Source organism: Cedecea sp. P7760 (genome assembly GCF_013386425.1).
Taxonomy (GTDB): domain Bacteria; phylum Pseudomonadota; class Gammaproteobacteria; order Enterobacterales; family Enterobacteriaceae; genus Cedecea; species Cedecea selenatireducens.
The window spans coordinates 51,906-63,819 of record NZ_JACARU010000021.1 but is presented as its reverse complement, the minus strand read 5'-3'; the positions used below and the strand labels follow the sequence as shown (position 1 = coordinate 63,819).

At 52.7% G+C, this 11,914-nt stretch carries 10 protein-coding genes; all 10 read left to right on the top strand.

All coding sequences use genetic code 11. The features are described from left to right. The first annotated feature begins 299 nt into the window (after positions 1 to 299). The 10 genes from rho to wzyE all read left to right on the top strand — a co-directional run bounded on the left by rho (position 300) and on the right by wzyE (position 11,912). Positions 300 to 1,559 carry a transcription termination factor Rho gene (gene rho, locus HX778_RS08800; protein ID WP_008455558.1) on the top strand — a complete coding sequence of 420 codons (1,260 nt, stop codon included), beginning with the start codon at positions 300 to 302 and terminating at the stop codon, positions 1,557 to 1,559. Positions 1,560 to 1,794: 235 nt separating this feature from the next. After that, the gene (gene wecA, locus HX778_RS08795; RefSeq protein WP_176981800.1) at positions 1,795 to 2,886 is read left to right on the top strand and encodes a UDP-N-acetylglucosamine--undecaprenyl-phosphate N-acetylglucosaminephosphotransferase; all 1,092 of its coding nucleotides are present in this window, start codon (positions 1,795 to 1,797) and stop codon (positions 2,884 to 2,886) included. 22 nt (positions 2,887 to 2,908) lie between these two features. Then, on the top strand, positions 2,909 to 3,955 hold the full coding sequence (gene wzzE / locus HX778_RS08790; protein WP_038476933.1) for an ECA polysaccharide chain length modulation protein: 1,047 nt from the start codon (positions 2,909 to 2,911) through the stop codon (positions 3,953 to 3,955). Between the two features lie 61 nt (positions 3,956 to 4,016). Next, positions 4,017 to 5,147: a non-hydrolyzing UDP-N-acetylglucosamine 2-epimerase gene (gene wecB, locus HX778_RS08785; protein ID WP_038483036.1), complete on the top strand. Its 1,131-nt coding sequence runs from the start codon at positions 4,017 to 4,019 to the stop codon at positions 5,145 to 5,147. Continuing rightward, entirely contained in the window at positions 5,144 to 6,406 is a 1,263-nt protein-coding gene (wecC, locus tag HX778_RS08780) for a UDP-N-acetyl-D-mannosamine dehydrogenase (RefSeq protein WP_176981799.1), read from the top strand. Before wecB ends, wecC begins: the two co-directional genes overlap by 4 nt. A 6-nt stretch (positions 6,407 to 6,412) precedes the next feature. Then, positions 6,413 to 7,090, top strand: a complete 678-nt coding sequence (rffC, locus tag HX778_RS08775) for a dTDP-4-amino-4,6-dideoxy-D-galactose acyltransferase (RefSeq protein ID WP_176981798.1) — start codon at positions 6,413 to 6,415, stop codon at positions 7,088 to 7,090. Between the two features lie 5 nt (positions 7,091 to 7,095). Beyond that, positions 7,096 to 8,226 (top strand): dTDP-4-amino-4,6-dideoxygalactose transaminase, encoded by a 1,131-nt coding sequence (rffA, locus tag HX778_RS08770; RefSeq protein ID WP_176981797.1) that lies wholly within the window; start codon positions 7,096 to 7,098, stop codon positions 8,224 to 8,226. Position 8,227: 1 nt separating this feature from the next. Then, positions 8,228 to 9,478: a lipid III flippase WzxE gene (gene wzxE / locus HX778_RS08765; RefSeq protein WP_176981796.1), complete on the top strand. Its 1,251-nt coding sequence runs from the start codon at positions 8,228 to 8,230 to the stop codon at positions 9,476 to 9,478. Further along, positions 9,475 to 10,554 carry a TDP-N-acetylfucosamine:lipid II N-acetylfucosaminyltransferase gene (locus HX778_RS08760; RefSeq protein WP_176981795.1) on the top strand — a complete coding sequence of 360 codons (1,080 nt, stop codon included), beginning with the start codon at positions 9,475 to 9,477 and terminating at the stop codon, positions 10,552 to 10,554. The genes wzxE and HX778_RS08760 overlap by 4 nt, the downstream gene beginning before the upstream one ends. Further along, the gene (wzyE, locus tag HX778_RS08755) at positions 10,551 to 11,912 is read left to right on the top strand and encodes an ECA oligosaccharide polymerase (protein ID WP_038476914.1); all 1,362 of its coding nucleotides are present in this window, start codon (positions 10,551 to 10,553) and stop codon (positions 11,910 to 11,912) included. Before HX778_RS08760 ends, wzyE begins: the two co-directional genes overlap by 4 nt. The last annotated feature ends 2 nt before the right edge of the window (positions 11,913 to 11,914 follow it).

The window sequence follows — 11,914 nt, the reverse complement described above, 5'->3', positions numbered from 1 at the left end:
ACTTGTTCGCACCTTCCCTATGACTTCGCTTTGAACTTGCCCTTAAGTTTGAATCTTTGTATTACCTTAATGCTTCCCGTTCGCTGTCAAATACACTCTCTTTTACAGCAATCACAACGGACGCATAACCGAATTCGGGCTTATCACCCATTCCGTCTTGTCGTTTCAGTTCTGCGTATTTCCTATGACCAGGCAGCGATCGGACATGTGTGGTAGCCATTAAACAGGCACGGATGACCCTGCCATACCATTCACGAAACTAAGTTCGAGATTTCCCCCGAGTTTAAGAACCCACCATTATGAATCTTACCGAATTAAAGAATACGCCGGTTTCTGAGCTGATTACTCTCGGCGAAAATATGGGGCTGGAAAACCAAGCCCGCATGCGCAAGCAGGACATCATTTTCTCCATCCTGAAGCAACACGCTAAGAGTGGCGAAGATATCTTTGGTGACGGTGTGCTGGAGATACTGCAGGATGGATTTGGTTTCCTCCGCTCTGCAGACAGCTCCTACCTCGCCGGTCCCGATGACATCTACGTTTCTCCCAGCCAAATCCGCCGTTTCAACCTTCGCACAGGGGATACCATCTCCGGTAAGATTCGTCCGCCGAAAGAAGGCGAACGCTACTTTGCGCTGCTGAAGGTTAACGAAGTTAACTACGACAAGCCGGAAAACGCCCGTAGCAAGATCCTGTTCGAAAACTTAACCCCGCTGCACGCAAACTCTCGTCTGCGTATGGAGCGTGGTAACGGTTCTACCGAAGATTTAACCGCTCGCGTACTCGATCTGGCATCGCCAATCGGCCGTGGTCAGCGTGGCCTTATCGTGGCACCGCCAAAAGCCGGTAAAACCATGCTGTTGCAGAACATCGCTCAGAGCATCGCCTACAACCACCCTGATTGCGTACTGATGGTACTGCTGATCGACGAACGTCCGGAAGAAGTGACCGAGATGCAGCGTCTGGTTAAGGGTGAAGTGGTTGCCTCTACCTTTGACGAGCCAGCTTCCCGCCACGTGCAGGTCGCCGAAATGGTTATTGAGAAGGCGAAACGTCTGGTTGAGCACAAGAAAGACGTTATCATCCTGCTCGACTCCATCACTCGTCTGGCGCGTGCCTACAACACCGTAGTACCGGCTTCCGGTAAAGTACTGACCGGTGGTGTGGACGCAAACGCCCTGCACCGTCCAAAACGCTTCTTCGGTGCTGCACGTAACGTGGAAGAGGGCGGCAGCCTGACCATTATCGCCACCGCGCTTATCGATACCGGCTCTAAAATGGATGAAGTTATCTACGAAGAGTTTAAAGGCACCGGTAACATGGAGCTGCACCTGTCCCGTAAGATCGCAGAAAAACGCGTCTTCCCGGCAATCGACTACAATCGTTCCGGTACCCGTAAAGAAGAGCTGCTTACTACCCAGGAAGAGCTGCAGAAAATGTGGATCCTGCGCAAAATCATTCACCCGATGGGCGAAATTGATGCCATGGAATTCCTCATCAACAAGTTGGCGATGACCAAAACCAACGATGACTTCTTCGACATGATGAAGCGCTCGTAAGCAACAAAAACTCGGGGAACGCCACGCTTAGTCGTGGCGTTTTTCTTTTCTGCTAGATACGATATACATACGATGAATGTATTCGCTATCGTTATCTTTTCAAAATTCCTTTTGCCATGGAAGCAGTCCATCGCTAACAGTTTGTTCAGGGAGGAATTATGTTTAATCTCTTCGGGACAGTTGCATATTTCTACTATGCTGACTTTGCCCATAAATCTTGCAGAGACCTTTCACTGTGAATTTAGTCACCGCCGGAACTGACTTACTACTAATTTTCATCTTTACTACCGCCTTTCTATTCATTGCTCGTAAGGTAGCGAAGAGAATCGGCCTTGTTGATAAACCGAATTTCCGTAAACGTCACCAAGGGTTGATTCCCCTGGTTGGTGGGATCTCTGTTTACGCTGGTATTTGCTTTTCTTTCATCCTCGGAAAGTACTACATCCCACACGGCTGGCTTTATTTAACCTGCGCGGGCGTGCTTGTTCTGATCGGTGCACTTGATGACCGTTTTGATGTAAGAGTGAAGATTCGAGCGTCAATACAGGCACTTATTGGCATCGTAATGATGTTCTATGGCAATCTGCATCTTAGTAGTTTGGGCTATATATTTGGTTCATGGGAACTGGTACTAGGCCCCTTTGGCTATTTCCTGACGCTGTTTGCCGTGTGGGCGGCGATCAACGCATTCAATATGGTTGATGGGATTGATGGTCTGCTGGGGGGACTCTCATCCGTTTCGTTTGCTGCGATTGGTATTATTCTATTCTTTGATGGTCAGTACAGTCTCGCGATGTGGTGTTTTGCGATGATCGTTGCCATCTTGCCATACATCCTTCTTAACCTGGGTGTGCTTGGACGCCGCTATAAAGTCTTTATGGGGGATGCCGGCAGTACGTTAATCGGTTTTACGATTATCTGGATCCTGCTGGAGACGACTCAGGGACAAACACACCCAATAAGCCCAGTGACTGCGCTATGGATCATTGCGATTCCCCTGATGGATATGATTGCAATTATGTATCGTCGTTTACGTAAGGGTATGAGCCCATTCTCTCCAGACCGCCAGCACATTCATCATTTGATCATGCGGGCTGGTTTTACTTCACGGCAGGCCTTTGTCCTGATTACGCTTGCCGCAGCGCTGCTTGCTGCCGTTGGCGTTGCCGCTGAATATCTGCACTTTATCCCTGAGTGGGTAATGTTGGCATTGTTCTTGCTTGCATTTGTACTATACGATTTTTGTATTAAACGAGCCTGGAAAGTCGCTCGCTTTATCAGACGCCATAAACGTCGCATTCGCAGAAACAACAACGTAAACATCTAGTCTGACTTGAATTGGGGAAGCGATGAAAGACAACGTGCCAGGCAGTTACCCGGCAGTAGAAAACGAGCTGGATATTCGTGGTTTGTTTCGCACGCTGTGGCAGGGCAAATTCTGGATTATCGGAATTGCCTTTGTATTTGCCCTTATTGCGCTGATTTATACATTTTTAGCGAAACAAGAGTGGAGTTCAACGGCGATCACTGACCGCCCAACGGTCAATATGTTGGGGGGCTACTATTCCCAGCAGCAGTTCCTGCGCAACCTCGATGTTAAATCCAATATGGCGACGGCCGATCAGCCTTCGGTGATGGACGAAGCCTATAAAGAGTTCGTCGTACAGCTCTCGGCCTATGACACCCGCAGGGATTTTTGGCTACAGACGGATTACTACAAGCAGCGTCAGGTGGGGAACAGTAAAGTCGATGCCGCGCTGTTGGATGAAATTGTCGATAACATCCAGTACACCTCTGGCGACAGCGCTCGCAATATCAGCGATAGCGTTAAGCTGGTTGCTGAAACCGCCGCGGACGCCAATAACCTTCTGCGTCAATACGTTGCTTTTGCGAGCCAGCGTGCAGCCAGCCATCTTAATGAAGAACTCACGGGCGCCTGGGCGGCACGCACCATCCAGCTGAAAGCACAGGTAAAAAGGCAGGAAGCCGTTGCGCAGTCCATTTACGATCGCAAAATAAAAAGCGTTGAGCAGGCGCTGAAAATAGCTCAACAGCAAAACATTACCCGCAGTGAAACGAATGTTCCCGCTGAAGAGCTTCCTGATTCAGAAATGTTTATGCTGGGCCGCCCTATGTTACAGGCGAGGCTGGAAAGCCTTCAGGCCGTCGGCCCTGATTTTGATATCGACTACGATCAGAATCGGGCGATGTTAAACACGTTAAACGTTGGGCCGACGGTCGACACTCGTTTCCAAACTTACCGCTATTTACGCACGCCAGAAGAGCCGGTTAAGCGCGACAGTCCTCGTCGTGCATTCTTGCTGATTATGTGGGGTGCGGTTGGGGCGCTTATCGGTGCTGGCGTAGCCTTAGCTCGCCGTCCAAAGGCCGCGTAAGCCCTTTACTGGTGGAGGAGCGATGGAATGCCTCCGCCTAATTCAATATAAGAGAATCACCGTGAAAGTATTAACAGTTTTTGGCACGCGCCCGGAGGCTATAAAAATGGCCCCGTTGGTGGATGCGTTGGCAAAAGACGCGTTTTTTGACGCGAAAGTATGTGTAACGGCACAGCATCGCGAGATGCTGGATCAGGTATTACACCTCTTTTCCATTACGCCAGACTACGACTTAAATATTATGAAACCGGGGCAGGGCTTGACGGAAATTACCTGCCGCATTCTGGAAGGGCTTAAGCCCGTGCTGGAATCCTTTAAGCCGGATGTCGTTCTGGTCCATGGCGATACCACCACAACCGTTGCGGCCAGCCTTGCCGCTTTCTACCAGCGGATCCCCGTCGGCCACGTTGAGGCGGGCTTACGCACCGGCGATCTTTATTCTCCATGGCCGGAGGAAGCAAACCGTACCTTAACCGGACACCTTGCTTCCTGGCATTTCGCGCCAACGGAAAACTCGCGCCAGAATCTACTAAAAGAAAACATCAGCGAGCAAAAAATCTTCGTCACCGGCAATACCGTTATCGACGCGTTGATCTCCGTACGCGATCGCGTCCTGGCTCAGGATTCTGTGCGTCAGGATATTGAGGCCCGCCACCCCTTCCTTGATGCCAGTAAAAAAATGATTCTGGTCACCGGCCACCGCCGGGAAAGCTTTGGCGATGGTTTCGAACGTATTTGCCATGCACTGGCAAAAATCGCCAGCCAAAACAGCGATGTGCAGATAGTTTATCCGGTTCATCTGAATCCAAACGTCAGTGAGCCAGTCAGACGTATTCTGGGGCATGTCGATAACGTGATTCTGATTGAGCCGCAGGAATACCTGCCGTTCGTTTATCTCATGAATCATGCCTGGCTTATCCTGACTGATTCCGGCGGAATCCAGGAAGAGGCCCCTTCCCTTGGTAAGCCCGTTTTGGTGATGCGTGAAACTACCGAGCGTCCTGAAGCCGTTGCTGCAGGGACCGTGCGCCTGGTGGGGACGGATGAAGAGAAAATTGTGGCAGAAGTCACCCGACTGCTCCGTGATGAGCAAGAATATAATGCGATGAGCCGCGCCCATAACCCTTACGGTGACGGCGAGGCTTGCAGCCGAATTTTGAATGCCTTAAAACAAAATCAGGTGAAATTATGAATTTTTCCACCATCTCCGTCATTGGCCTTGGCTATATCGGCTTACCAACCGCTGCCGCATTTGCTTCCCGTCAACGGAAAGTCATCGGTGTGGATATTAATCAGCGGGCGGTGGACACCATTAATCGTGGTGAAATTCACATTGTCGAACCTGATTTAGATAAAGTGGTGAAATCCGCCGTTGAGGATGGATTCCTGAGCGCTACCGTACAGCCCGTTGAGGCTGATGCTTATCTGATTGCCGTACCAACTCCTTTTAAAGGCGATCATGAACCGGACATGGTTTATGTGAAAGCTGCCGCAGAGTCCATTGCCCCGGTGCTCAAAAAAGGCGCCCTGGTGGTGCTGGAGTCGACCTCTCCCGTTGGCGCGACCGAGCAAATGGCCGAGTGGCTGGCTGCCCTGCGCCCGGATTTGAGCTTCCCTCACCAGGTGGGAGAACAGGCGGATATCAATATCGCCTATTGCCCGGAGCGAGTTTTACCGGGTCAGGTCATGGTTGAGCTGATTAAAAACGATCGCGTTGTGGGCGGCATGACGCCTGTCTGTTCCGCACGTGCCAGCGAGCTTTACAGCATTTTTCTTGAAGGGGAATGCGTTATCACCAACGCCCGCACTGCCGAAATGTGCAAGCTGACGGAAAACAGCTTCCGCGACGTTAATATCGCATTCGCCAATGAATTATCGCTGATCTGTGCCGATCAGGGGATCAACGTCTGGGAACTGATTCGTCTGGCCAATCGCCATCCTCGCGTAAATGTTCTGCAGCCGGGGCCGGGCGTCGGAGGGCACTGCATCGCGGTAGACCCATGGTTTATCGTTTCGCAGAACCCTGAACAAGCTCGCCTTATTCGCACCGCTCGTGAGGTCAATGACGGCAAGCCGCTGTGGGTGATTAGCCAGGTTAAAGCCGCCATTGCCGACTGTCTTTCTGAAACAGGCCGCCGTGCCAGTGAGTTAACGATTGCCTGCTTTGGCCTCGCCTTTAAGCCCAATATCGACGACTTACGCGAAAGCCCGGCAATGGAAATTGCTGAACTGCTGGCCGAATGGCATAGCGGTAAAACGCTAGTCGTTGAACCGAACATTCACTCGCTGCCGACGAAACTTGCCGATCGCTGCGAACTCACTTCTGTGGATGCCGCGCTTGAGAAGGCCGACGTGCTGGTCATGCTGGTCGATCATAAAGAGTTTAAGGCTATTCCTGCTGAGAACGTGCGTCAGCCGTGGATTATCGACACCAAAGGCGTTTGGCGGTAGGCGGCGATGAGCCTGATTAAGGCAACCCTGACTCCGCTGGACTGGGAAAACCGCTTCTTTGAGGTGAACAGCAGCGCGGTCCGTTTTTCTGAAGACGCTCCTGCGCTGCGGGAAGAACAGCTACGTGACTGGTCCAGGGTCCAGGCCAAAATTCCAACGCATCGTACCGACTGGCTGGATGGCCTTCAGCGATTTGGTTTCCAGCTTGTTGAAGGCGAAGTTGACCTGGTGCTTTGTCCTGGCACGCAAAATGCAGTTATTTCTGTCGATATCGCGCAGCCCGAAGATATTCCCGCGCTTCGCCTGGCGGCCTCGCAGGTCTTTACGCAAAGTCGTTTTCGCACACCGTGGTACAAGGACGGCGACAGTGGCCGTTTCTACGCCCAGTGGATTGAAAATGCCGTGCTCGGCACCTTTGATCATCAGTGCCTGCTGCTCAAACGTTGCGGCGAGAATCAGGGCTTTGTGACCCTGCGGCAGCTCAATGACGTCGAGGCCCGAATTGGCCTGCTTGCAGGGCGAGGCGTAGGTGAAGAACTGATGGCTGCGGCACAAGACTGGTGTATACAGCGTGGCTTGCAAACCCTGCGTGTAGCGACTCAGGTGAGCAATACCGCCGCGCTGCGTCGCTATATTAAAAGTGGTGCCACGATAGAAAGCACCGCCTTCTGGTTATACAGGTGAAAAAAATGATCCCATTTAACGCTCCGCCGGTCGTCGGTACAGAACTCGAATACATGCAGGCTGCCATGGGCAGCGGCAAACTGTGCGGAGACGGTGGTTTCACCCGCCGCTGCCAGCAGTGGATGGAACAGCGTTTTGGCAGCAAGAAAGTTCTGCTCACGCCGTCCTGTACCGCGTCGCTGGAAATGGCCGCTATCCTGCTGGATATCAAGCCTGGCGATGAAGTGATTATGCCGAGCTACACCTTTGTTTCGACGGCTAATGCTTTCGTGCTTCGGGGGGCGGTCATTGTGTTTGTGGACGTGCGTCCTGACACCATGAACATCGACGAAACCAAAATTGAAGCGGCTATCACCGAAAAAACACGCGCCATCGTGCCGGTGCATTACGCGGGCGTAGCCTGTGAAATGGACGTCATTATGGCTATCGCGAAAAAACATAACCTTTTCGTGGTGGAAGATGCCGCGCAGGGTGTGATGTCCACTTATAAAGGCCGTGCGTTAGGTTCTATTGGGCACATCGGTTGTTTTAGTTTTCATGAAACCAAAAACTACACCGCGGGCGGTGAGGGTGGCGCGACGCTGGTTAACGATCCTGCGCTGATTGAGCGTGCGGAAATCGTTCGTGAAAAAGGCACCAACCGCAGCCAATTCTTCCGTGGGCAGGTGGATAAGTATACCTGGCGTGATATCGGTTCAAGCTACCTGATGGCAGATTTGCAGGCCGCTTATCTTTGGGCACAGCTGGAGGCGGCAGAGAAGATTAACCATCAGCGCCTGAAGCTGTGGCAAACCTATCATGATGCCCTCGCACCGTTGGCAAAAGCCGGGCGCATAGAGCTGCCGGCTATTCCTGAAAACTGCGTGCAGAACGCCCATATGTTTTACATCAAACTGCGCAATATTGAGGACCGCAGCGCGCTGATTTCATACCTGAAAGAGGCGGAGATCATGGCGGTCTTCCACTATATTCCGCTGCATACCTGCCCGGCGGGTGAGAAGTTTGGTCGCTTCCACGGGGAAGACCGCTTCACGACCCGCGAAAGCGAGCGCCTGCTGCGTCTGCCGCTGTTCTATAACCTGTCGCCGGTGAACCAACGCACCGTCATCAATACGCTGCAAAGCTACTTCGCCTGATATGTCGTTAGCTAAAGCTTCAGTGTGGACCGCAGGGTCCACGCTGGTAAAAATTGGTGCCGGTTTACTGGTAGTCAAAATGCTGGCCGTTGCTTTTGGCCCTTCTGGCGTGGGGCTGGCCGGTAACTTCCGCCAAATGATTACCGTACTGGGCGTGCTTGCCGGGGCGGGTATATTTAACGGCGTCACCAAATACGTTGCGGAGCATCATGACAACCCGGACCAGCTGAAGCGGGTGCTCGGCACATCCTCGGCGATGGTGCTGGGCTTTTCTTCGCTGCTGGCGGTGATTTTTGTCCTGGCCGCGCGGCCAATCAGCGTCGGGCTATTCGGCCATGCTGATTACCAGAATTTGGTGCGTCTGGTGGCATTGGTCCAGATGGGGATTGCATGGGCAAACCTGTCGCTGGCCGTCATGAAGGGTTTTCGTGACGCCGCAGGTAACGCTCTTGCATTGATTACCGGCAGCGTCATCGGCGTGCTGGCTTATTATGCCTGCTATCATTTTGGCGGTTATCAGGGGGCGTTGTTAGGCCTGGCTTTGGTGCCTGCATTGCTCGTTATCCCTGCGGTCATCATGCTCGTCAGGCGTGAACACGTTCCGTTGAGCTATCTGAAACCGAGCTGGGATAAGCTGCTGGCCAGCCATCTTGGTAAGTTTACTATTATGGCGCTGATCACCTCAGTCACGCTCCCCGTGGCCTATGTGATGATGCGAAACCTTCTGGCGGCGCACTACAGCTGGGACGAAGTCGGTATCTGGCAAGGGGTAAGCAGTATTTCAGATGCTTATTTGCAGTTTATTACGGCGTCTTTTAGCGTTTATCTGCTGCCCACGCTTGCCCGCCTGAAGGAAAAAAGTGCCATTACGCGGGAAATCGTGCGCTCGTTAAAGTTTGTTCTGCCCGCGGTGGCGGCGGCAAGCCTGACGGTTTGGCTGCTGCGCGATTTTGCTATCTGGCTGCTGTTTTCACCCAAGTTCGTCGCCATGCGCGATTTGTTTGCCTGGCAGCTTGTCGGCGACGTATTGAAAGTGGGTGCCTACGTGTTTGGCTATCTGGTCATCGCTAAGGCGTCACTGCGTTTTTATATTTTGACTGAAATCAGTCAGTTTGCCCTGTTAACCGGCTTCTCACGCTGGCTGATCCCGGCCCACGGTGCGCTGGGTGCGGCCCAGGCCTACATGGCAACCTATATTGTTTATTTTGCGCTCTGCTGTGGCGTTTTCCTTATTTATCGTAGACGAGCATGACAACACTGATTCACGTATTGGGATCTGATATCCCGCATCATAATCAGACGGTATTGCGTTTCTTTAGCGACGTTCTGGCCGCCACGACTCCCCATGCCCGAGAATTTATCGTGGTGTCCGGGGATCAATCCCTGTTGTCCGCTTTTCCGGCGCTGTCGATCACGCTTTGCCCTTCGAAGCAGGCTATTGCCGCTGAAGTTCTGGCTAAAGCCCGAGCGAACCGGCAGCAACGTTTCTTTTTCCACGGACAGTTTAACAGCAGCCTTTGGGTTGCGTTGTTAACCGGTGGCCTGAAGCCTGAGCAGATGAACTGGCATATCTGGGGTGCGGACCTGTATGAGGTTTCGCGCAGCATTAAGTTCCGTCTGTTTTACCGGCTGCGCCGGTTTGCCCAGGGGCGCGTGGGACGCGTTTTTGCTACGCGTGGGGATTTAAGCTATTTCCATCAGCGTCATCCACGTGTGCCGGGTGAACTGTTGTATTTCCCAACCCGCATGGATCCGAGCCTCAATACAATGGCGGCCGATCGACAACATAGCGAGAAGCTAACGTTGCTGGTGGGGAATTCCGGCGATCGCAGTAATCAGCATGTTGATGCGTTGAAGGCCATTCACCAGCAGTTTGGCGACACGGTTCGCGTTGTCGTGCCGATGGGCTATCCGGCGAATAACGAAGCTTATATTGCTGAGGTGCAACAGGCCGGCCGCGCGTTGTTTAGCCCGGAAAACCTCCAGCTACTGACGGAAAAAATTGAATTCAATGAATACCTGGCACTGCTGCGCCGGTGCGATCTCGGCTATTTTATTTTTGAACGCCAGCAGGGTATTGGCACGCTGTGCCTGCTGATTCAGGCTGGGATCCCCTGCGTGCTGAACCGCAAAAATCCGTTCTGGCAGGATATGGTCGAGCAGCATGTTCCGGTACTATTTACCGGGGATGTGCTTGATGAAGCGACCGTGCGGGAAGCTCAGCGCCAGCTACGCTTACTGGATAAACAAAACATCGCTTTCTTTAACCCTAACTATATCGATGGGTGGCATCACGCGTTGAGCATCGCGGCAGGAGAGCAAAAATGAGTCTGGCGCAATTTGGCGGGTTATTTGTCGTCTGGTTCCTGTCGGTCGGGTTTATCGGGCTGCTGACGTATCAGGAGTTTCGCCGCGTGCGGTTTAACTTCAACGTCTTCTTTTCGCTGCTTTATCTGCTGACCTTTTTCTTCGGCTTTCCGTTTACCTGTACCCTGGTGTTCCGTTTTGGCGTATCGGTGGTGCCGGCAGACGTGCTGTTGCAGGCTCAGCTTGCGGCAGCCTGCTTCTACGGCATTTATTATGTGACCTATAAAACTCGGCTCAGGGCGAAGGTTGAGCATAAAGCGCGGCGGCCGTTGTTTACCATGAACCGGGTGGAGACGCACCTGACCTGGCTGATGCTGGTGCTGGTGGCGTTGGTCAGCGTCGGCATTTTCTTCGCCCATAATGGCTTCCTGCTGTTTAAGCTGCATTCGTACAGCCAAATTTTCTCCAGTGAAGTGTCAGGCGTAGCGCTCAAGCGCTTCTTCTATTTCTTTATTCCAGCGATGCTGGTGGTGTACTTCCTGCGTCAGGACAGCCGGGCCTGGATCTTCTTCCTGGTTAGCACCGTTGCCTTCGGCCTGCTGACGTACATGATTGTTGGCGGGACGCGCGCTAATATCATCATCGCCTTTGCCATCTTCTTGTTCATCGGCATTATTCGCGGCTGGATCACGCTTTGGATGCTGGCTGCTGCTGGCGTGCTGGGAATTGTTGGGATGTTCTGGCTGGCGCTGAAGCGTTATGGCCTGAGCGTCAGCGGGGACGAGGCGTTTTATACCTTCCTTTATCTGACTCGCGATACGTTCTCTCCGTGGGAAAACCTTGGCCTGCTGCTGCAAAACTACGACAAGATCGAGTTCCAGGGGCTGGCGCCGATTATTCGCGATTTCTATGTCTTCATCCCAAGCTGGGTATGGCCAGATCGCCCGGGAACGGTGCTTAATACCGCGAACTACTTCACCTGGCAGGTGCTGAACAACCATTCGGGACTGGCGATTTCCCCAACGTTGATTGGCTCGCTGGTGGTGATGGGAGGCGTGTGGTTTATTCCTCTGGGCGCGGTTGTCGTCGGGCTGATTATCAAATGGTTTGACTGGCTCTATGAGCTGGCGAACGGGGAAAGCAACCGCTATAAAGCCGCGATAATCTACGCGTTCTGCTTTGGCGCGATTTTCAATATGATCGTTCTGGCCCGTGAGGGGCTGGACTCCTTTGTCTCACGGGTGGTGTTCTTCCTCGTCATTTTTGGCGCCTGCCTGGTCGTGGCAAAACTACTTTACTGGCTTTTTGAAAGCGCAGGGCTTATTCATCAGCGCCTGCGTCGCGTGCCTGCTCCTGCTGCCGACACGCAAAATGCATGACA

What these genes read in the sequence shown, in the direction of transcription:
- rffA (WP_176981797.1), top strand. Translation starts at nt 7,096, where the DNA reads ATGATCCCATTTAACGCTCCGCCGGTCGTCGGTACAGAACTCGAATAC.
- wzzE (WP_038476933.1), top strand. Translation starts at nt 2,909, where the DNA reads ATGAAAGACAACGTGCCAGGCAGTTACCCGGCAGTAGAAAACGAGCTG.
- wzxE (WP_176981796.1), top strand. Translation starts at nt 8,228, where the DNA reads ATGTCGTTAGCTAAAGCTTCAGTGTGGACCGCAGGGTCCACGCTGGTA.
- wecC (WP_176981799.1), top strand. Translation starts at nt 5,144, where the DNA reads ATGAATTTTTCCACCATCTCCGTCATTGGCCTTGGCTATATCGGCTTA.
- rho (WP_008455558.1), top strand. Translation starts at nt 300, where the DNA reads ATGAATCTTACCGAATTAAAGAATACGCCGGTTTCTGAGCTGATTACT.
- rffC (WP_176981798.1), top strand. Translation starts at nt 6,413, where the DNA reads ATGAGCCTGATTAAGGCAACCCTGACTCCGCTGGACTGGGAAAACCGC.
- HX778_RS08760 (WP_176981795.1), top strand. Translation starts at nt 9,475, where the DNA reads ATGACAACACTGATTCACGTATTGGGATCTGATATCCCGCATCATAAT.
- wzyE (WP_038476914.1), top strand. Translation starts at nt 10,551, where the DNA reads ATGAGTCTGGCGCAATTTGGCGGGTTATTTGTCGTCTGGTTCCTGTCG.